At 41.3% G+C, this 21,480-nt stretch carries 14 protein-coding genes and 1 riboswitch; of the genes, 9 read left to right on the top strand and 5 right to left on the bottom strand.

Annotated elements, in window-relative coordinates; genetic code table 11:
- The first annotated feature begins 636 nt into the window (after positions 1–636).
- Positions 637–4,317, top strand: a complete 3,681-nt coding sequence (gene metH, locus ACXJY6_RS18980) for a methionine synthase (RefSeq protein ID WP_458769286.1) — start codon at positions 637–639, stop codon at positions 4,315–4,317.
- Between the two features lie 83 nt (positions 4,318–4,400).
- On the opposite strand, the gene lysC is transcribed toward metH, so the two are convergent.
- The gene (gene lysC / locus ACXJY6_RS18975) at positions 4,401–5,756 is read right to left on the bottom strand and encodes a lysine-sensitive aspartokinase 3 (protein WP_456053045.1); all 1,356 of its coding nucleotides are present in this window, start codon (positions 5,754–5,756) and stop codon (positions 4,401–4,403) included.
- Positions 5,757–5,862: 106 nt separating this feature from the next.
- Positions 5,863–6,040, bottom strand: a riboswitch (Lysine riboswitch).
- 173 nt (positions 6,041–6,213) lie between these two features.
- Between lysC and ACXJY6_RS18970 the strand changes: the two genes are divergently transcribed.
- On the top strand, positions 6,214–7,341 hold the full coding sequence (locus tag ACXJY6_RS18970; RefSeq protein ID WP_458769285.1) for a pyridoxal-phosphate-dependent aminotransferase family protein: 1,128 nt from the start codon (positions 6,214–6,216) through the stop codon (positions 7,339–7,341).
- Between the two features lie 13 nt (positions 7,342–7,354).
- Here ACXJY6_RS18970 and ACXJY6_RS18965 read toward each other — a convergent pair whose 3' ends face one another.
- From ACXJY6_RS18965 to ACXJY6_RS18950, 4 genes are all read right to left on the bottom strand, one after another.
- Positions 7,355–9,097, bottom strand: coding sequence for a PglL family O-oligosaccharyltransferase (locus ACXJY6_RS18965; protein ID WP_458769284.1), 1,743 nt, complete (start codon positions 9,095–9,097; stop codon positions 7,355–7,357).
- 56 nt (positions 9,098–9,153) lie between these two features.
- Positions 9,154–11,976, bottom strand: a complete 2,823-nt coding sequence (uvrA, locus tag ACXJY6_RS18960) for an excinuclease ABC subunit UvrA (RefSeq protein ID WP_458769283.1) — start codon at positions 11,974–11,976, stop codon at positions 9,154–9,156.
- Positions 11,977–12,116: 140 nt separating this feature from the next.
- Positions 12,117–12,992 carry a UTP--glucose-1-phosphate uridylyltransferase GalU gene (gene galU / locus ACXJY6_RS18955; RefSeq protein WP_456053041.1) on the bottom strand — a complete coding sequence of 292 codons (876 nt, stop codon included), beginning with the start codon at positions 12,990–12,992 and terminating at the stop codon, positions 12,117–12,119.
- Between the two features lie 140 nt (positions 12,993–13,132).
- Positions 13,133–13,780 (bottom strand): LuxR C-terminal-related transcriptional regulator, encoded by a 648-nt coding sequence (locus tag ACXJY6_RS18950; protein ID WP_456053040.1) that lies wholly within the window; start codon positions 13,778–13,780, stop codon positions 13,133–13,135.
- Positions 13,781–14,054: 274 nt separating this feature from the next.
- Between ACXJY6_RS18950 and ACXJY6_RS18945 the strand changes: the two genes are divergently transcribed.
- The 7 genes from ACXJY6_RS18945 to rng all read left to right on the top strand — a co-directional run bounded on the left by ACXJY6_RS18945 (position 14,055) and on the right by rng (position 21,468).
- Entirely contained in the window at positions 14,055–14,564 is a 510-nt protein-coding gene (locus ACXJY6_RS18945; protein WP_456053039.1) for a single-stranded DNA-binding protein, read from the top strand.
- A gap of 166 nt (positions 14,565–14,730) precedes the next feature.
- The gene (gene csrD, locus ACXJY6_RS18940; protein WP_458769282.1) at positions 14,731–16,719 is read left to right on the top strand and encodes an RNase E specificity factor CsrD; all 1,989 of its coding nucleotides are present in this window, start codon (positions 14,731–14,733) and stop codon (positions 16,717–16,719) included.
- 234 nt (positions 16,720–16,953) lie between these two features.
- Positions 16,954–17,997: a rod shape-determining protein gene (locus ACXJY6_RS18935; protein WP_456053037.1), complete on the top strand. Its 1,044-nt coding sequence runs from the start codon at positions 16,954–16,956 to the stop codon at positions 17,995–17,997.
- A 27-nt stretch (positions 17,998–18,024) separates the two neighbouring features.
- Positions 18,025–18,915 (top strand): rod shape-determining protein MreC, encoded by an 891-nt coding sequence (gene mreC / locus ACXJY6_RS18930; RefSeq protein ID WP_456053036.1) that lies wholly within the window; start codon positions 18,025–18,027, stop codon positions 18,913–18,915.
- Positions 18,905–19,393, top strand: a complete 489-nt coding sequence (mreD, locus tag ACXJY6_RS18925) for a rod shape-determining protein MreD (RefSeq protein ID WP_456053035.1) — start codon at positions 18,905–18,907, stop codon at positions 19,391–19,393. The genes mreC and mreD overlap by 11 nt, the downstream gene beginning before the upstream one ends.
- Positions 19,336–19,977 (top strand): Maf family protein, encoded by a 642-nt coding sequence (locus tag ACXJY6_RS18920; protein WP_458769281.1) that lies wholly within the window; start codon positions 19,336–19,338, stop codon positions 19,975–19,977. Before mreD ends, ACXJY6_RS18920 begins: the two co-directional genes overlap by 58 nt.
- Positions 19,978–19,998: 21 nt before the next feature.
- Positions 19,999–21,468 (top strand): ribonuclease G, encoded by a 1,470-nt coding sequence (gene rng / locus ACXJY6_RS18915; RefSeq protein WP_456053034.1) that lies wholly within the window; start codon positions 19,999–20,001, stop codon positions 21,466–21,468.
- Positions 21,469–21,480: the final 12 nt, after the last annotated feature.

Genomic DNA, 21,480 nt, shown 5'->3' with positions numbered 1-21,480 from the left:
TCCGCCATTTACACATAAGCCTTAGCAGAAATGCTAAGGCTTTTTTGTGCTTGTTTGTTAGCGATTGTGCTAAAAGCTTCGTCGCAGTGTTAGTGAAAGTGGAGCGGAAGTTCAGTTGGTTAGCTTATTTGTTTAGAGAAAGGGACCTGTCACGCCGGGGACCGCTGTATCTTGCAACATAGGAACTCTCGTCCGTTCCGCCATATACTTTACAATAGAGCACATAAGCCTTAGCAGAAATGCTAAGGCTTTTTTGTGTTTGTTTGTTAGAGATGGTGCTGGAAGCGTAGTGACTGTGTTAGTAAGTTTGGAGCGGCAGTTCAGCTGGTTAGTGGTTATGTGGGAAGCGCAACTCTTTGTCAAATAGAGTATCTTTGTTTTTTTGTGCTATGACTTTCTCTTTGGAGAATAACAAATCTAATATCGCTGAATACTTATCAAATTTCTCCTATCTAATATCACTAGACCGAAGGTAATGTGTTCATGAAAATCTTTCATCTTTATTATGTTTTTCTTTAATAGAGTGACTTGTATATTTCATGTTAAAATGCCTAGTATGTGTGCTTTTTTAGACGTCTAGATTTCTAGTGTTGTTTGTTAGAAGTATAAAGAAAATTAATAGAACGAGGCTGTAACGTGGTAAAGAATGTAAAAGATCAGCTTGAATCGCAACTAAAAGAACGAATCCTGCTTATCGATGGCGGGATGGGAACTATGATCCAAAATTATAAGCTTCAAGAAGAAGATTATCGTGGAGAACGTTTCGCTGATTGGCATTGTGATCTTAAAGGTAATAATGATCTTTTAGTATTAAGCCAACCGAAAATAATTCGAGATATTCATAAAGAATACTTAGATGCCGGTGCTGATATTCTGGAAACGAATACTTTTAACGCGACTACGATTGCAATGGCAGATTATGAGATGGAATCTCTTTCTGCAGAAATAAACCTGGAAGCTGCACGTATTGCTCGAAAAGTTGCAGATGAAAAAACAGCGGAAACACCAGATCGTCCACGTTTTGTTGCTGGTGTTTTAGGCCCAACTAATAGAACTTGTTCTATCTCTCCTGATGTAAATGATCCCGGTTTTCGTAATGTGAGCTTTGATGAATTAGTTGAAGCTTACACAGAATCTACATTAGCCCTAATCGAAGGTGGCAGTGATTTAATTCTCGTTGAAACGGTTTTTGATACACTCAATGCTAAAGCTGCTGTTTTTGCGATTAGTGGTGTGTTTGAGCAAATAGGATATAAATTACCTGTAATGGTGTCAGGTACCATCACGGATGCCTCAGGGCGTACGTTATCCGGACAAACCACAGAAGCTTTTTACAACTCGCTACGTCATATTGAACCAATTTCATTTGGTTTGAACTGTGCATTGGGTCCTGATGAGTTGCGTCAATACGTTGCAGAAATGTCGCGTATCTCTGAAACATATGTTTCTGCTCACCCTAATGCGGGTTTGCCTAATGCATTTGGTGAATACGATTTAGAAGCTGATGAAATGGCTGGCCATATTAAAGAGTGGGCTGAAAGCGGCTTTTTAAATTTGGTGGGTGGCTGTTGTGGTACTACGCCAGCACATATCAAAGCAATGTATGAAGCCGTTGAAGGTGTTAAGCCTCGTGTGTTACCAGAGATCGAAGTTGCCTGTCGTTTAAGTGGTTTAGAAGCACTAACAATTAGTAAAGACTCGCTATTTCAAAATGTGGGTGAGCGTACCAATGTAACCGGATCAGCACGTTTCAAGCGTTTAATTAAAGAAGAACTGTACGATGAAGCATTAGACGTTGCGTTACATCAAGTGGAAGCAGGCGCTGATATTATTGATATCAATATGGATGAAGCGATGCTTGATTCATTATTTGCTATGAAGCGCTTCCTAAACTTATGCGCCTCAGAACCTGATATCTGTAAAGTGCCCATTATGGTCGACTCTTCTAAATGGGAAATTTTAGAAGAAGGACTTAAATGTGTTCAGGGTAAGGGTATTGTCAACTCTATCAGTATGAAAGAGGGAGTTGATAACTTTATCAAGCAAGCAACGCTAATTCGTCGCTATGGTTTTGCTGTTATTGTTATGGCCTTCGATGAGGTTGGTCAGGCGGATACCCGAGAACGCAAATTTGAAATCTGTCAAAAATCCTACGATATCTTAGTAAATCGAGTGGGTTTCCCGCCAGAAGATATTATCTTTGACCCGAATATTTTTGCCGTTGCAACGGGTATTGAAGAACATAATAACTACGCGGTAGATTTCATTGAATCAGTAAAGGATATTAAAGATAACCTTCCTCATGCGATGATTTCGGGTGGTGTTTCCAATGTCTCTTTTTCTTTCCGTGGTAATAACCCTGTGCGTGAAGCGATTCACGCTGTGTTCCTTTACTATTGTTTTAAAAATGGTATGGATATGGGCATTGTTAATGCGGCGCAACTCGCGATTTATGATGACATTCCAAAAGAGTTAAAAGACGCCGTTGAAGATGTTGTTCTCAATAGAAACCCTAATGCAACCGACGCATTGCTTGATATCGCGGATAAGTATCGAGATGCAGGGCAAGAAAAGGTTGATGATGGATCTGCATTATTGTGGCGCGAACTGCCTGTCAATGAGCGAATTGCACATGCATTAGTAAAAGGCATTACAGAGTTCATTGAAGAGGATACAGAAGCGGCTCGCCTAAATGCAGATATGCCAATCGAGGTGATCGAAGGGCCTTTGATGGATGGTATGAATATTGTTGGTGATCTGTTTGGTGCCGGGAAAATGTTTTTACCACAGGTTGTTAAATCAGCACGAGTAATGAAGCAAGCCGTCGCGTATTTAAATCCTTTCATTGAAGCGACCAAGCAGGCAGGTGAAACCAATGGTAAAATCGTGATGGCAACCGTAAAGGGTGATGTACACGATATTGGCAAAAACATCGTCGGAGTTATTTTACAATGTAATAACTATGAGATTGTTGATCTTGGGGTTATGGTTCCAACGGAAACGATCATTAAAACAGCGATTGCTGAAAATGCTGATATGATTGGCCTCTCCGGACTTATTACTCCATCATTAGATGAAATGGTTTATGTTGCCAAAGAGATGCAACGTCAAGGCTTGAAGCTGCCATTATTAATTGGCGGCGCTACCACATCCAAAGCACATACCGCTGTAAAAATTGAACAAAACTACGATGAACCTGTGGTTTATGTTTCAAATGCTTCTCGTGCCGTTGGTGTTTGTCAGTTATTGCTAAATGAAAAAACAAAACCTGACTTTGTTGCTAAGTTAAATACCGACTATGAACGTGTGCGTGAACAACATGCGAATAAGCGTCCTCGTAGTAAACCTATCTCATTAGAACGTGCACGCGCCAACGCCGCGCAAATTGATTGGACATCTTATCAGCCACCTAAACCGAATAAACTAGGTGTGCAGGTAATTAAAAATATGTCGATCACAACTTTACGAGAATATATTGATTGGACACCATTCTTTATGACATGGGGGTTAGCGGGTAAATATCCTCGTATACTAACGGATGAGGTTGTTGGCGAAGAAGCGACTCGCTTGTTTAACGATGCATTAAAAATGTTGGACACAGTGGAAGCTGAAGGTGAAATCTCTGCATCGGGTATTGTAGGTATTTTCCCTGCAAATAGTGTGGGCGATGATATTGAAATATACCGCGATGAGTCTCGTTCAGAAGTATTACAAGTGAGTAATCAATTACGTCAGCAGTCCGAGAAAAAGCCACCTTTCATCAATCATTGTCTTGCGGATTATGTTGCGCCCAAATCGTCGGGTGTTGCTGATTATATAGCTGCTTTTGCTGTTACAGGTGGAATCGGTGAGCGTGAAGTGGCGGATCGTTATAAAGCGAATAATGATGACTATAATGCCATTCTTGTTCAAGCCGTATGCGATCGCTTAGCTGAAGCCTTTGCCGAGTATCTACATCAACAAACCCGTAAAGATTACTGGGGCTTTGCTGCGGATGAGAGCTTAGGCAACGACGATTTGATTCGAGAGAAATATCAAGGTATTCGCCCAGCGCCTGGCTACCCTGCTTGTCCTGAGCATACAGAAAAGCAAATTATTTGGGATCTGATGAATGTTGAGCAAGAAATTGGTATGCAGTTAACAACCAGTTATGCAATGTATCCAGGTGCCGCAGTTTCTGGTTGGATATTTTCTCATCCAGAGAGTCGTTATTTTGCCATTGCTCAGATTCAACAAGATCAGGTTGAAGATTATGCTCAACGTAAAGGCTGGGATATGCTTGTAGCTGAGAAATGGTTGGGTCCAAATATCGGATAACAGCTTGTATTATCGGTATTCGTGAATAAAAAAGAGGTTAGCATTAAGCTAACCTCTTTTTTTTGAAACTAAATTGAGAGTCATTACTCTGATTCGAATAGATCCAAATGAAGTTTCTGAATTACCCCTTTTGCTTCGTCGGCATCAACGAGGAAACATAAGTTGTGGTCACTCGCGCCATAACAAATCATACGCAGGTTATAATCACCAAGAGTGCCAAATACCTCTTTAGCATATCCTTTTGTTTCCATATGATTGCCGATAAGCGCAATCAAACTCAAGTTACGTTCTACTTCTACATTTGCCAGCTCTTCTAATTCAGCACGAACTGCAGGTGGCAGTTCTGGGGCTCCGCCTGACGTATCAGTTTTATCTAACGTAAGTGAGACACTGATTTCTGAAGTGGTGATCAAGTCGACAGATACCTTGTGTTTTGCCAGAATTTCAAAAACCTTAGCTAAGAAACCATACGCATGGAACATTTTTGCACTTCGGATCGTCACCATTGTCTGGTTAGCTCGGAGTGCTAATGCTCGGTACAAAGGTGCACTTTCTACACGCTTACGAATCCACGTGCCGCCTTTTTCTGGGTTTTTTGAGGAGCCTACGAAAACAGGAATACCGTGGCGTAATGCGGGTAACAATGTTGATGGGTGAAGAATTTTAGCACCAAAATTGGCCATCTCTGACGCTTCACTAAAACTGATTTCTGGAATGGCTCGCGCCTCGGGAGCAATGCGAGGATCGGTTGTATAGATACCAGGTACGTCTGTCCAAATCTCTAGCCCTGCGGCTTGAACGCCTTCAGCTATTAATGCTGCAGAGTAATCACTTCCACCCCGACCTAGTGTGGTCGTGTTACCTTCTACATCTGAACCAATAAAACCTTGAGTTACAACAATGTGCTTCTGACAAAGTAGTTCTAGTTTTTCTTTGGCTAGAGTTGAAATCTCCTGAACTTGAGGCTCTGCACAACCAAAGTTGTCGTCGGTGCGCAATACTTCGCGAATATCAAAGCGGACTGCATCCATTCCTTTATCTCGCATGACTTGAGCAAAAAGAAATGTAGACATTAGCTCACCACACGCGACTAAATGATCCGTTAGTTTTGCACTTGATTGGAATGATGCGGCTTCTGCTAAACTCGATATGGTATCTAATATTGCTTGAATCTCAGCTTTAATTTCTACTTGTTGATCATTGAGTTTCTCAATTATCGAGAAGTGAATCTCCGCCAGTTGAGACAGTAACTCTTGGCGTCGCTCTGTATCTTTTGTTCCATTGGCGAGTTCTACTAATAAATTCGTTACTCCAGAACAAGCACTACTAACAACCAGTTTAGTACTTTCGTTTGCAGCAACCACGTCGGCACTGCGGCTCATCGCTTCATGGTTTGCGACACTAGTTCCGCCAAATTTGGCTACATTGAATGCACTCACGGCATTTCTCCCACGATTTATGAAATGAAAAAATATGTTGGGTCACAACGATTAATATTTGTGAAGAGAGAATTTCTAGAGCGAGTTTAGAGGTGAATTTAACCAATACCTCAGAAGCCCCTCATCAGCTGAGAACTGATGACAGTTGATGGGATTCAGCCCAATCACCCGATAAGTCATACCCACAAATAAGACCTACCTCGGCACTGCTCCCCATTAATGTTTTGTATCGGAGTTGAGGCTCCACAAAACATCTACCTAGGCAGTGCTCCTCTTCTGCTTTATAGCGAGTGTATTGAACGTTTTTGTGTGACTTTTGTCAACGGGAAATTTATTACGACTGGTGTGTTTCATCAAAAAACGTTAAAAATGCTAGATGCACTAGACTTGAGTCGAATTGTCCTAAGCTCAATTTTTCGTTAGGCTCGAGAACGATAATAAATAAAGGAGCATTGCTATGTTGTTCGAAAGTTTTCAGCCACCACGACGTATTTTAATGGGACCAGGTCCATCGGACATTTCTCCGCAGGTATTGCAAGCACTTAGTCGCCCGACTGTCGGGCACCTTGACCCATTGTTTATTGGAATGATGGATGAATTGAAAGAGTTACTAAAATACGCATTTCAAACGGAGAATAGTTTTACCATTGCGGTTTCAGCACCCGGTAGCGCTGGAATGGAGGCGTGTTTCGTCAATCTAATTGAGCCTGGTGATAAGGTTATCGTTTGTCGGAATGGCGTGTTTGGTGAGCGAATGCGTGAAAACATTCTTCGTTGCGGTGGTGAAGCCATTGTCGTTGATGATGAATGGGGAACGGCAGTTAGTCTAGATAAAGTCCAAGCTGCAATAAATGCTAACCAAGATGCAAAAATCGTCACCTTTGTTCATGCAGAAACGTCTACTGGCGCATTAAGTGATGCACGAGCGATCTCTCGCATGGCAAAAGAGAAGGGCATGCTTACGATTGTTGATGCGGTAACTTCACTAGGTGGTGTGCCTCTATTGGTTGACGAATGGCAATTAGACGCCGTTTATTCTGGTAGCCAAAAATGTTTATCGTGCGTACCTGGATTATCACCACTCACTTTTTCGAGTGCAGCGATTGAAAAAATTCAGTCACGAACATCTCCAGTACAGAGTTGGTTTTTAGATCAAAGTCTTGTGCTTGGATATTGGAGTGGGGAAGGAAAACGCAGCTATCATCATACTGCTCCAGTTAATGCTTTATACGCGTTACACGAGGCGTTATTAAAACTTCATAGAGAAGGACTTGAAACAGCTTGGGCTAGACATCGTCATATGCACAATCAATTACGTGATGGCCTTGAGGCTCTTGGGTTAACATTTGTGGTTGAAGAAAGTGTTCGTTTACCACAGCTTAACTCGGTTTATATTCCAGATGGTGTTGATGATGCCAAAGTGAGAAGTTACCTTCTTGAGCATTTCAATTTAGAGATCGGAGCAGGCCTAGGGGCATTAGCGGGTAAAGCGTGGCGAATAGGATTAATGGGCTACAGTGCAAGTGAAGAAAATATTGCACTATGTTTAAGTGCTCTAGAGCAAGCCTTAGAAAAAGCCCGTTGATATTTAACCGTAACTAATTAAGTCGCGCAGTATCACTGTATTTTGATATAAAAGACTCTGTTGGAAACAAATAACGTGCTTCTGTTTGTGTTCGTTTAGCTCGGTTTTCATCACCAAGTTGATGGTACATATCGATTAATAATTGATAGTAGTATGGACGAGGGTGTAATTTTATTTTATTGAGTAACCACTGAACATCCGTTTCAGTATGTGTGCTTTTCTTCGAATGTTCTAATGCATAAACTAAAGAAAACTCTTTTAGCTCATCTTGCCAAAGTGAAGGCAAGATGAGCTGGTTTAGTGTGAGGTTATCTAGCGTTTGTCGGTATTGAGTTAAGCGCTGTTGGTCGTGTAATATTCCAACGATGGTAAAAATAGTAATCATCGGAATTAATACGGTGACCAATGTTATGATTTTGTTTTGCCATTTCACTATTGGTATTGATTTATAGCGAGCTACGCGTTGATCAACCCAGAAAAAGAGAATCATCAACGTAATCCAATGAATACTTGAAACGTAGAATAGTGATGAAAATTGAGCTTGTATCGATATAGGTAAAAGCAAAGCAAAGCTCGCTAAACGGGTGCCATTCTTCGCCGATATAATTCGACCTGTTCCCATTATTGCCGCTAAAATCATCGATAATAATGTTAATACTCCTCCTTCGACAGCCCAATAGATAGGTTCATTTTGTGGATGAATATGATCGGTCAGTGCTGGTGGAAACGTTGGGTTTAACTGATGTTGTCGTGCACTATATAAGACGTATTCTTCGTCAAAACGCCCATAACCATATCCTGTAAATGGTTTTTCTATAAGCATATTCGAAGCTTGCTTGATGCTTGTTATATAGCTATTCACATGTTGGCGCTCTATTGAGATAACTTCTTCGCTAGATTGATAGAACATTCCAAGGCTAATTGTGACACCAATAAACAACGATACCGTCCACCCCTTTAGCCTTTTGAGGCTGGCAAACTTATATAGGTAAGGCAATATCATCATACAGCCAATAATGGTGGTTGATGTCGCGATAATTGGCGAATGCATAAAAATCAGTGGCAGCATCAGTGCAGGGGTAAGGTAAAGTAAGGCTACAATGCTAAACTGACTGTATTGCTTAATTATTCGTGATAACAAGTATCCAGAAGCAACGACCGCAGTGGCTAAAAAAGCGGCTATGGAGTTAGAGTCACTAAATGTGGTAACGATTTGATTATTGCTGAGCCAAACGGAAACTTGCGCCAGCTGTGGCAAGTTGAGCTGAAGAATATCAAATAATAGGTAACCTCGAATAGCTTCAATCCATCCTGCCAATACAATAAACCAAATAATCCGCTGTTTGTGTTGATTACTGAAATGAAATTGCTGCAGTAAAACAAACAAGAGAAAACCAGCCCAAAAACCTATAAGGCGTGGACTTGATTCATCTATTTGAGGGTTGCTGTAAAGTAAAGGCAGTGTCATTAAAATACTGCAACCAAAGAAGCCGATAGTGAGCTTTGAGTAGCGTAAATAACGATGACGTATTACTTGAACTAAGCCAAGGCTAATGAGTAGGCTTATCGACATCCAAGTGATAAGGTTCGTTGGCATTGCGCTATTGGTAGGGCGCTCAACCAATGAAAATACAGGCCAAGGTAGGTGGATAGCAAACAGGTAAATGACCCCTAAAGCAAAGATGAACCGTTTATTAAGCGGTGCCTTTGCTGGGCTGTCTTGAAGTTGCGTTCCTCTAACCAGTAATTGTGCCATCGTGTCCGTCAGAATTATTTACTTGTTTCTATCATCAAGCAAATAGAAATTTAATTCTAGTTTAGCATAGTCTTTAGGAATCTGGCGGTGTGAGAATGTTCAACTTTTGATACTTGTTCTGGTGTACCTTGAGCAATAATATCGCCTCCACCTTGGCCTCCTTCTGGTCCGAGATCAATTATCCAATCTGCGGTCTTAACGACATCTAAGTTATGCTCAATGACTACAACTGTATTCCCATGATCGCGTAAGCGATGGAGTACAGAAAGCAGTTGTTCAATATCGTGAAAATGAAGGCCTGTTGTGGGTTCATCTAGGATATATAAAGTTTTTCCGGTGTCGCGTTTGGATAATTCTTTAGCAAGCTTAACTCGTTGGGCTTCACCGCCTGATAACGTTGTTGCGGCTTGCCCTAATCGAATGTAAGAAAGCCCGACATCCATTAAGGTTTGCAATTTTCGAGCAATAACGGGAACAGGTTGGAAGAAGGTATGTGCATCTTCAACCGTCATTCCAAGTACTTCATCGATCGTTTTACCTTTGTAGTGCACTTCTAATGTTTCACGGTTGTAGCGTTTTCCTTTACAGATATCACATGGGACATATACGTCGGGTAAAAAGTGCATTTCAACTTTAATTACCCCATCACCTTGGCAGGCTTCACAACGACCGCCACGGACATTGAAACTGAAACGTCCCGGCTTGTACCCTCGAGATCGAGCTTCTTGAGTGCCAGCAAACAGTTCTCGAATCGGGGTAAAAATACCAGTATAAGTCGCTGGGTTTGAGCGAGGAGTTCGACCGATAGGGCTTTGGTCGATATCAATGACCTTGTCAAAGTGTTCTAGCCCTTTGACTTTTTTATACGGGGCAGGTGTGGATGTGGTTGCTCCATTTAATGCGGTATGAGCAATCTTGAAAAACGTATCGTTGATTAATGTTGATTTTCCTGAGCCAGATACGCCAGTGACACACGTGAACAAGCCTACAGGGATAGATAAATTGACATTATTCAAGTTATTGCCTGATGCACCACGAACCTCAACAACTTTTTTGCTATCACGCTTTATCCGTTTTTTAGGAATCTCAATAGAGCGTTTTCCGCTTAAAAACTGCCCTGTAACTGAATGCTCACTTGAGAGAATATCGTTGATATCACCTTGTGCTACGACCTGGCCACCATGAACACCGGCTCCGGGGCCTATATCAATAACATGGTCAGCGGTACGAATGGCATCTTCATCGTGTTCGACCACAATTACGGTATTGCCAAGATCACGCAAATGATTCAAAGTCTTTAATAAGCGTTCGTTGTCACGTTGATGCAAGCCAATTGAAGGTTCATCCAACACGTACATCACGCCAACTAATCCTGCACCAATCTGACTTGCCAGTCGAATTCGTTGCGCTTCTCCTCCAGATAAAGTTTCTGCACTTCGAGATAGGTTTAAATAATTCAGACCAACGTTGACGAGAAAATTCAGTCTATCGTTGATTTCTTTCATGACTTTCTCAGCAATTTTTGCCTTTTGTCCTTCAAGTTGAAGAGATGCAAAGAACAGCAAAGCATCAGAAATACTTAGTTCGACAATTTCAGGTAGTGATGTATCTTGAATAAAAACATGACGCGCTTCGGTTTTTAATCTTGTGCCGTCACACGTTGAACATGGTTTATTCGAGATGTATTTATTCAGTTCTTCACGCACAGAATTAGATTCTGTTTCTCGATAACGGCGCTCAAAGTTATGCAAAATTCCTTCAAATGGGTGACGCTTAACTCGAATGTCTCCTCGATCATTAACATACTTAAATTCAATAGATTCACTACCCGAGCCATTTAACACCATATTTTGAATTTGGCTACTTAACTTATTAAATGGCATTTGAAGATCAAACTGATAGTGCTCAGCCAAAGATGTCAGCATCTGGAAGTAGTAAAAATTACGCTGATCCCATCCTTTTATTGCTCCTTGAGCCAGGCTTAATGACGGATCTTGGATTACTCGTTCAGCGTCGAAATATTGTTGGACACCGAGTCCATCACAGGTAGGGCAGGCCCCCGCTGGATTGTTGAATGAAAAAAGTCTAGGTTCTAATTCTCTCATGCTATAACCACAATGAGGGCACGCGAAGTTTGATGAGAATACGATTTCTTCTCCTTGCTCATCCATTGAAGTGACCACGACGATACCACCAGAAAGCTCCAATGCGGTCTCAAATGACTCTGCCAAACGTTGATCGAGACCAGTACGTACTTTGAATCGGTCAACAACCACTTCTATCGTGTGTTTTTTATGTAACTCTAATGTTGGTGGATCGGTAAGATCACAGGTTTCACCATCAATACGAGCTCTGATAAAACCTTGTGCGGCGAGATTCTCAAGTGTTTTAACATGTTCGCCTTTTCGTTCTTTAATGATAGGGGCAAGAAGCATCATGCGATCCCCTTCAGGTAACTCTAGAACCTTATCAACCATTTGGCTTATCGTTTGTGCAGCAAGAGGAACGTTATGAGTTGGGCAACGAGGTTCCCCGACGCGTGCATAAAGCAGACGAAGATAATCGTATACCTCAGTAATGGTGCCTACTGTAGAACGAGGGTTATGTGATGTTGATTTTTGCTCGATTGAAATAGCAGGAGATAGTCCTTCGATATGATCAACGTCGGGCTTTTCCATCAAAGATAGAAATTGGCGAGCGTAAGTAGACAGTGATTCGACATAGCGTCGTTGCCCTTCAGCATAAAGAGTATCAAAAGCGAGAGAGGATTTGCCGGAGCCAGATAGCCCGGTGATGACAATTAACTTGTCTCGGGGCAAAGTGAGACTAATGTTTTTTAGGTTATGAGTGCGAGCACCCCTTAGTTCAATTTTATCCATCAACTTTGCTCTTATGCTTTACGAAATGATAAGTTAATCAAGTATTACATAGAGTGAAGTATCTGCAAAGATGTACTGGATAAAAAAACAGTACTAGTAAGTATTACCAGTACTGTTTTTTGATTGTGACTTTTTGCTAATTATTTTTGAGCTTTTTCAGTTGAATGTTTACCAAGTTCAACTTTCTTTTCGTCTTTCTTATAAAGATTTTCGAAGCAGTAATTTGTTGCTTCGATGTAACCTTCAACACTACCACAGTCAAAGCGTTTGCCTTTAAATTTATAAGCAAGAACACAACCCGCTTGAGCTTGTTTTAGTAGTGCATCGGTGATTTGAATTTCACCACCTTTACCAGGTTCGGTTTGCTCAATTAGATCGAAGATATCTGGAGTAAGGATGTAACGACCAATGATAGCTAAGTTACTTGGTGCTGTACCCGGTTCTGGTTTCTCGACCATATCATCGACTCTAAATAAGTCATCTTTAATCATCTCACCTGCGATAACACCGTACTTGTGAGTTTCGTCTTCAGGCACTTCTTGAACCGCAACGATAGTACAACGGAACTGTTTGAATAGAGCGACCATTTGAGCTAAAACGCCTTGCTCTTCATTTACACAAAGGTCATCCGCTAGGACAACAGCAAACGGTTCATCACCAACTAATTCGCGCCCAGTTAGTATTGCATGACCTAGTCCTTTCATTTCGCGCTGGCGAATAAAGGTGAAGTTAGACTTACCGATGATTTCGCGAATATCACCTAAAAGCTCTTCTTTGTTAGTGCCTTTAATTTGGTGTTCAAGCTCGTAGTTAAGATCGAAGTGATCCATGATGGAGTGTTTACCACGTCCAGTAACTATGCACATGCCATCCATTCCGGCAAGGATAGCCTCTTCCACGCCGTATTCGATTAGAGGTTTATTGACGACTGGCATCATTTCTTTTGGCATTGATTTTGTTGCAGGAAGGAAGCGAGTACCGTAGCCAGCAGCTGGGAAAAGACATTTTTTAATCATTGATAAAACCTTTGATCCGTTTTTTATAATAAATCTGGAGCGAAACTTAGTCATTTAACTCTAGCATGTTCTTGGGGGATTTCTAACTATCTTTATTTATATCTATATCTATTTTAAAACGAAAAAGCTAGCAGGCTCATTTATGAGACTAAGTTATTGTTTGCCCAACTGATTGCCTGTGTTCTGTTTTTAACGGCGAGTTTTTTGAATATTTGATATAGGTGCGACTTCACTGTGAATTCACTAATAAAGAGGGTTTCTGCCATCTGCATATTGCTTGCGCCTGTTTGAAGAGAACGTAAGATTTGAATTTCTCTGGAGGTTAAATCAATAGCGGCTTTTAGTGCTTGATTTCGAAATAGATGGCGATAGTAGTGAATTAATTGACTCGTGACATGTCGCGGGAGCCAGTTTTGTCCCTTCTGTATTTCGGACAGTCCAAGCCGTATTTGTTCTGTTGAATCTTGACGATAGAAAACGCCTTTTAAGTTTCCGAGCTCCAGCAGTTTTTCGGTGTGTATGCGGTGAGGAACATTAATTACGATTGTTTCTACAGCCATATTAAATTGGTGAGATTGAGACATATAGGGAATAAGATGTTGCCGATCTTGATAGTCAAACATGACAATTTTATGTTTATCGTCAGATTTATGTTGGAAAAGTTGTTCTATATGGCAAGTCGTAATGTTGAGGTCAAAGTCTTGAGTGATATTAACCATATTATGTTGGCTTATTAAGTTGTCACAATAGGTAGCGTATAGTGTGCGAACGTAGTTAGACTTTTTCATGATCATCTCCTTTTGTGTGAATTGACGATCACGCTGCCTAATTTTTGACCTAAGTTCATTCTCTTTACCTATGGAATTCGAGAGAACTCAAAGAAAATTTTTGGGTGCTAAATTGTTTCTCTTTTTTAGTGAGAGCTTTCTCGTAATATCAGGGAAAGTTGCACATTATTGGTTTAGTTTTAGGATTGGATCAATCAAGGTGGTTGAGTGGAGAATAAAGCGTGGTATTCTATTGAGCTAAACGAAACTGTATAAGTTAAAGACGGAGCAATCTATGGCAAGCCGTGGAGTAAACAAAGTAATTTTAGTGGGAAATCTTGGTGGAGATCCTGAAGTTCGTTATATGCCTAATGGCAGTGCTGTGGCTAACATCACGATTGCAACGTCAGAATCATGGCGTGATAAAGCGACAGGTGAGCAACGTGAAAAAACAGAATGGCACCGAGTTGCACTGTTTGGAAAGTTAGCTGAAGTCGCTGGTGAGTATCTTCGTAAAGGTTCTCAAGTCTATGTTGAAGGCCAATTGCAGACTCGTAAATGGCAAGACCAAAGTGGACAAGATCGTTATACAACAGAGGTTGTGGTTCAAGGTTACAACGGTATTATGCAAATGCTTGGTGGTCGTTCTGGTGGCCAAGGTGCATCAGATAACCAATCTGGTAACTGGGGTAAGCCTCAACAACCAGCAGCTGCGCAGGAACGACCTCAATCTGCACCAGCACCAAAGCCCGCTCAACAATATAATGAGCCGCCAATGGATTTTGATGACGATATTCCGTTCTAGACTGGAATTTTTATAATTAGTGTAAGAATAAGCACTTTTAAATTGGAATATACCAATTAACCCAGCATTTCTGTTGGGTTTTTTATTTTTTATTTAGACTTATTAATGGTTAAGGGTACCATTAAAGAACATCGTCACCTGCTGAATATGAAAGGATTGAATATTCATGCGCTACACCCCTTCGCTAAAGCTAAGTACTAGACTGGTTGCATTTGTAACGGTTATTGTGACTAGTGCAATGTTTATCCTATTTATAGGGGGGACATTTTCTTTTCAGCGCCTCGGCCAGGAGTACCTTAATCACTATCTCCAAGGGGTTGTTGAGGTAGTAGATAAGGAGCTTGATCAACACGATACATCGAACTCGATGCAGCGCTGGATGCCTAACTTACTTCAGGCATCGAGTATTGTTGAGATGAGCTTGAGTTCTGACTCTGGTGTTATTTATCGCTTCCGAGATACCAATTCTAAAGTAGAAGCCTCTCGTTTATATAAAACTCATTTTCCACTTAAACGTAACCAAGGTTTGACGTTGTATTTTGAAGCCATTCCTCCTTATGTTGGTTTTACCTATTCTTTTAGTGCCATGTGGTCGATTACGTTTGCGATAATCTTGGTGATTTTTTGTCTTATGCGTGGGGTGAAATGGCTCAAGGCCCAACTCCTTGGCTCGGAGCTATTAGAAGAACGTGGTCGTATGATTTTAGCCGGACGCGTTGAAGGTTATGCGAAAGGGGACCATAGAGAGTGGCCTTATACCGCAAGTGAAGCATTAGATAAGTTAATCGATGAACTGAGAGATTCTCGTCAGGAGCGAAGTCGATTTGATACTTTTATTCGCTCACATGCTTTTCTGGATCAATTGACTGGTGCCGCCAATAGAGTGCTTTTTGATAGTAAATTAGAGTCATTTCTGTTGGAGAATGGGGTTCGTGGCGGCGTGATTTTTATTGCAATTGAAGATCTAGACCAAGTTGAAGAAGAAACTAAGCAGACCGCTGGGGATGAATTGATAGTACAACTTGGTGAGCTCATATCAAATGTGATTCAGCGTTACCCAGATGTTGTTCTTTCACGGTATTATGACAGCGTATTTGCTGTTCTCATTCCGCATCAAAGTGCGCGAGAATTGTCTAAAGTTTCTACGCAATGCCTCAGCATTATTGAACGTTTAACCCCACCTGAACCATTAGATAAAAACAATTGGTGTCATATTGGCTTTAGTATGTTCGAAGAAGGTGAATCTCATAGCCGGATTATCGGTGAGGTTGAAGAGGCATTGAAAGGTGCCCAGCGTGAGGGGGTTAACGCATGGGATAGTTTCAACAAGAGTAATCAAATCTCAGACGAGCGCGGAAATGTACGTTGGCGCACCTTGTTTGAACATGCTTTTACTCAAGAGCATTTACATTTGTATAAGCAAGATTGTTTTGAAAGTAAGGAAAATCATCCTCCACGGTTAATTCATTCAGAGTTATTCACCCGAATTGAAGAGCGCCCTCATCGTTTTCTTAAGGCGTCTCGCTTTAGTTCAGCGATTGAAACATTAGGGTATGAAACACTGCTTGATAAGGCGGTTGTAACCAAAGTCTTGGCTTATTGTCGTGCACAGGATGATCCTAAATCGCTTTCGATAAATTTGTATGTGACGCCATTTGAAAACCGTTCTTACTTTAAATGGTTTCGAGATGAATTAATGCAACTCCCATCTCGATATCGTGCCAAGCTATCTTTTGAGTTTGCAGAAGGGCATGTGGTTGAGCACTTGGACTATATTCGACCAGTAATTCGTATGATCTCTGCTTTTGGTTGTGAGGTAATTATAGGGCAAGCCGGTAGAACGATTGTTTCAACCCATTACATTAAAGATCTCAATATCGACTATTTGAAATTGCATCGTAGTTTGATAAAGAGAATTGAGAAGCGCCATGAAAATCAGTTGTTTATACGTAGTGTGATTGGGGTGTGTAGTGGGACGAAAACTCGAGTAATTGCGGTTGGGGTACAAAATAAGCAGGAACTAGCCACTTTACAGGAGTTGGGAATATTTGGAGCTCAAGGACGTCTTTTTGACAGCGAAGCGCTATTTTTACCAAAGCAGAAGTTGTTATCAAGTGTAAAAGCAGGCCCAAGAAAGCGTTGGAAAAAAAAGTAGTTTAAATTTAAGCGTTGAATACAAATGCATTTTAAGCGCCATTATTTTTACGTTATGATGTTTTTTCACCCATTAAGGTCTGTTTTTTTTTCCAATAGTTAGAAATGTGTAAGAAATTACATGTTTCCTATCATGTTTATGCTTCAATGCCTTGCTGTGTTGGCGTGGCATTGGTACATTTAAGGCAATTTTTGTCTTCTATTTCTTTTATTTATTTCAGGATGAACGAAGAATATGTTTAAAAAACTTCGTGGTATGTTTTCTAATGACCTTTCAATTGATTTAGGTACCGCTAACACTCTTATTTATGTTAAAGGTCAAGGGATTGTTCTTGATGAACCTTCTGTCGTCGCTATCCGTCGTGATAAAAGCCGCGGAGGACGCAGTGTCGCAGCTGTAGGTCATGCTGCTAAGCAAATGCTGGGTCGAACTCCAGGGAATATTTCAGCAATTCGTCCAATGAAAGATGGTGTTATTGCCGATTTTTATGTGACTGAGAAGATGCTGCAAACATTCATCAAACAAGTCCATGACAATAGTTTTCTTAAACCAAGCCCTCGAGTACTTGTTTGTGTGCCTTGTGGATCCACTCAGGTAGAGCGTCGAGCGATTAGAGAATCAGCGCTTGGAGCTGGAGCTCGTGAGGTTTACTTGATTGATGAGCCAATGGCCGCTGCGATTGGCGCTGGATTGCGAGTTTCCGAGCCAACAGGATCGATGGTCGTAGACATTGGTGGTGGTACAACCGAAGTTGCGGTTATTTCGTTAAATGGCGTGGTGTATTCGTCTTCAGTTAGAATTGGTGGTGACCGATTTGATGAAGCTATTATTAATTACGTTCGCCGTAATTATGGCAGTTTAATTGGTGAAGCAACCGCTGAAAAAATTAAGCATGAGATTGGTTCTGCTTATCCTGGTGACGATGTTAAGGAAATAGAAGTTCGCGGTCGCAACCTTGCAGAAGGTGTGCCACGCAGCTTTACGCTTAACTCCAACGAAATTCTCGAAGCATTGCAAGAGCCTTTATCTGGTATCGTATCTGCCGTCATGATTGCACTAGAGCAGTGTCCTCCAGAGTTGGCTGCTGATATTTCAGAGAATGGTATGGTTATGACAGGTGGTGGCGCATTACTAAGAGATATTGATCGATTATTAACGGAAGAAACTGGAATTCCGATGGTTATAGCGGATGAACCATTAACGTGTGTTGCTCGTGGTGGCGGAAAAGCCTTTGAAATGATTGACATACATGGTGGTGATCTATTCAGTGAAGAGTAATCCCACTCACGAGTGGAGGGAAGTCAGATGAAGCCTATTTTTGGAAAAGGCCCATCTCTTCCTTTGCGTCTCTTTTTAGCCCTCATAATATCAATTGGTTTGATACTGGCTGATACTCGCTTAAATGCATTTTCAAAAGTTCGATATTTGTTGAACAGCGTTGTCGCTCCGATTCAATATGCGGCTGATTTGCCGCGTATTATGTTTGATGATTTGTACACTCGCCTCAATTCTCATCAAAGTTTGATTTATACCAATCAACGAATGAAGCAAGAGTTACTTGAAATGAAAAGTGACTTAGTCTTGTTAAATCAGTACAAAGAAGAAAACCAACGGTTACGTAAATTATTGGGCTCTTCTTTTGTTAGAGATGAGAAAAAGGTCGTCACTGAAGTGATGGCGGTTGATACTTCTCCTTATACTCATCAAGTTGTCATCGATAAAGGTCACACAGATGGGGTCTATGAAGGTCAACCCGTTATCAATGAGAAGGGTATTGTCGGACAGGTGACTTTTGTCGCTGCACATAACAGCCGAGTCTTACTGCTCATCGATGATACGAGTGCTATTCCAGTCCAAAACCTCCGTAATGATATTCGAGTTATTGCATCGGGGAATGGCAAAGTTGACCATATTGAACTCGAACATATTCCGAGTAGTACAGATATTAAGGTTGGCGATTTTCTTGTATCTTCAGGCCTAGGTGGTATTTATCCTGAAGGTTATCCTGTAGGGACCATTTCAACGGTTGACCGTGATACTCGCCGCGAATTCGCCGTGATTGAGGTCGAGCCTGTCGTCGATTTTGACCGTTTACGCTATCTACTATTGATTTGGCCGAATGAAGATCGTCAGCAAAAAGCGGTGCTCTCAACTCCTGAATTACTTGGTAGTGAAGAGGTGATAAATGAAAAATAGCTTATTTCGAGGTCGGCTAGTTATTTGGTTTTCATTTATATGCGCTCTCATTTTGCAAACGACGCCTTGGCCGGGAACGTTGGATCTTCTTCGCCCTTCATGGTTATTACTGATCACTTGCTATTGGGTATTAGCATTACCCCATAGAGTTAATGTCGGATCTGCTTTGATCCTTGGGTTGATTTGGGATTTGATTCTCGGTTCTACGCTTGGCATTCGTGGCATGATGATGTCTATTGTTGTGTATGTTGTCGCGATGAATTTCCTAGTATTACGTAATATGGCGCTGTGGCAGCAAGCTGTTGTCATGGGGATCATGACGATTCTACTTGATCTGATGATTTTCTTTGGTGAATACATGTTAAGGGAAGTGGAATTCAATTCCATTTCGTTATGGGGTGGTGTGATTAGTTTCATTCTATGGCCTTGGATGTTTTTATTATTGCGGCGGGTTCGTCGTTACTGGAATATCCGGTGACGATAGTGAAAAACTTGGTTTTGGCTTCAGGATCTCCTCGACGTAGTGAACTGCTTAAACAACTTGGTTATCAGTTTGATATTTTGGTACCCAACGTTGAAGAGAAGAGACTCTCGAGTGAAAGTGCGAAAGAGTATGTCGAGCGCTTATCAAAAGATAAAGCATTAGCCGCGCAAGCATTGCTTGAGAAAAGAGATGGTAACGCGAAAGATCTCATTTTTCTTGGCGCAGATACCATTGTCGTTTCCGGTCAGCATATACTAGAGAAACCAAAAGATTTGGCAGATGCTCAGCGGATATTAACATTAATGTCTGATGCATCTCACCAAGTGATGACCTCGGTTACGCTAGTTAAGGATGAGAAATTTAAAACAATCATAGTCGTAACTGATGTATGGTTTAAATCATTGAGTTCGGAAGAAATTATAGAGTATTGGAACTCCGGTGAACCACAAGATAAAGCAGGTAGCTATGCTATTCAAGGCATTGGGGGGAAGTTTGTTACCCGAATCGAAGGTAGTTATCATGCTGTTGTTGGGCTTCCACTGTTTGAAACAGAACAGCTGTTGCTTGAATTTTCATAGTCATTTTACCAAGGTGCGCGAATGAGTGCTGAGTTGCTGTTAAATGTGACCCCGAGTGAAACGCGGGTTGCAATGATTGAAGATGGAATACTTCAAGAAATACACATCGAACGCGAAGCAAAGCGTGGACTTGTCGGTAATATATATAAGGGCCGAGTCAGTCGCGTCCTTCCTGGAATGCAAGCCGCTTTTATTGATATTGGTTTAGAAAAAGCGGCTTTTTTGCATGCCTCCGATATTATCCCTCATACCGAGTGTGTGGCTGAAACTGAAAAACAGAAATTCAAAGTTCGTGATATATCTGAACTGGTGCGTCAGGGGCAAGATATTGTTGTCCAAGTCGTAAAGGATCCGCTCGGTACCAAAGGAGCGCGCCTGACCACTGATATCACCCTTCCATCGCGTTATCTTGTTTTTATGCCTGGAGCGAACCATGTCGGTGTATCACAGCGAATAGAAAGTGAAGCGGAACGCGAGCGACTAAAAGAAGCGGTCGCTGGTCATTGTGATGATCTTGGCGGCTTTATTATTAGAACGGCTTCTGAGGGTGCTGATGCTAAAGAACTATCACAAGACGCTGCATTTCTAAAACGTTTGTGGAGTAAGGTTGTTGAACGACGAGGGCGCTATAAAACTCGCTCAATGCTTTACGGTGAGTTGGGCTTATCACAGCGTATTTTACGAGATTTTGTTGGCACCGACCTTAACAAGATCTTGATTGATTCTCGCCTCGAATATGAGAATTTGAAAGAGTTTACTTCAGAATATGTTCCAGAGCTCACCGAAAAGCTAATGCTTTACGGCGGTGATAAACCTATGTTCGATATGCATGATATCGAAAATGAAATCCAACGTTGTTTAGAGCGAAAAGTCGAACTTAAATCAGGTGGTTACATCATTATTGATCAAACCGAAGCGATGACAACGATTGATATTAATACCGGAGCTTTTGTTGGACGACGTAACCTTGAAGAAACGATTTTTAATACCAATATTGAAGCGACACAAGCTATTGCCCGACAACTACGCCTTCGAAATTTAGGTGGAATCATCATTATTGATTTTATCGATATGGCATCAGACCTTCATCGCAAAAGGGTTGTAACGTCATTAGAGCTAGCTTTAGACAATGATCGAGTGAAAACAAACATTAACGGCTTTACCCAACTCGGTTTGGTTGAAATGACTCGTAAACGCACTCGAGAAAGCATCGAACACGTTCTTTGTTCAACTTGTTCGGCTTGTGAAGGTCGTGGTCGAGTTAAAACTATCGAGACGGTTTGCTTTGAAATTTTACGTGAAATTACTCGTGTAAATAGAGCTTACGATTCAGATAAGTTTGTCGTTTATGCTTCTCCAGCCGTTGCTGATAGCCTACAAGGTGATGAATATCATGCTTTGGCAGAGCTTGAAGTGTTCATCGGAAAACAAGTTTGCATTCAATCGGAGCCGCTCTATGTTCAAGAGCAATTCGATGTTGTTATGATGTAGTTGGAATGGCGT

This window comes from Vibrio phycocola (assembly GCF_054404255.1).
The sequence above is the reverse complement of the archived record's forward strand: the minus strand, read 5'-3'. Positions and strand labels throughout refer to the sequence as shown.

Bases quoted from the DNA above. Each gene is read 5' to 3' on its own strand.
- ACXJY6_RS18970 (WP_458769285.1), top strand. From the start codon at position 6,214: ATGTTGTTCGAAAGTTTTCAGCCACCACGACGTATTTTAATGGGACCA.
- ACXJY6_RS18965 (WP_458769284.1), bottom strand. From the start codon at position 9,097: ATGGCACAATTACTGGTTAGAGGAACGCAACTTCAAGACAGCCCAGCA.
- uvrA (WP_458769283.1), bottom strand. From the start codon at position 11,976: ATGGATAAAATTGAACTAAGGGGTGCTCGCACTCATAACCTAAAAAAC.
- galU (WP_456053041.1), bottom strand. From the start codon at position 12,992: ATGATTAAAAAATGTCTTTTCCCAGCTGCTGGCTACGGTACTCGCTTC.
- ACXJY6_RS18950 (WP_456053040.1), bottom strand. From the start codon at position 13,780: ATGAAAAAGTCTAACTACGTTCGCACACTATACGCTACCTATTGTGAC.
- ACXJY6_RS18945 (WP_456053039.1), top strand. From the start codon at position 14,055: ATGGCAAGCCGTGGAGTAAACAAAGTAATTTTAGTGGGAAATCTTGGT.
- csrD (WP_458769282.1), top strand. From the start codon at position 14,731: ATGCGCTACACCCCTTCGCTAAAGCTAAGTACTAGACTGGTTGCATTT.
- ACXJY6_RS18935 (WP_456053037.1), top strand. From the start codon at position 16,954: ATGTTTAAAAAACTTCGTGGTATGTTTTCTAATGACCTTTCAATTGAT.
- mreC (WP_456053036.1), top strand. From the start codon at position 18,025: ATGAAGCCTATTTTTGGAAAAGGCCCATCTCTTCCTTTGCGTCTCTTT.
- mreD (WP_456053035.1), top strand. From the start codon at position 18,905: ATGAAAAATAGCTTATTTCGAGGTCGGCTAGTTATTTGGTTTTCATTT.
- ACXJY6_RS18920 (WP_458769281.1), top strand. From the start codon at position 19,336: ATGGCCTTGGATGTTTTTATTATTGCGGCGGGTTCGTCGTTACTGGAA.
- rng (WP_456053034.1), top strand. From the start codon at position 19,999: ATGAGTGCTGAGTTGCTGTTAAATGTGACCCCGAGTGAAACGCGGGTT.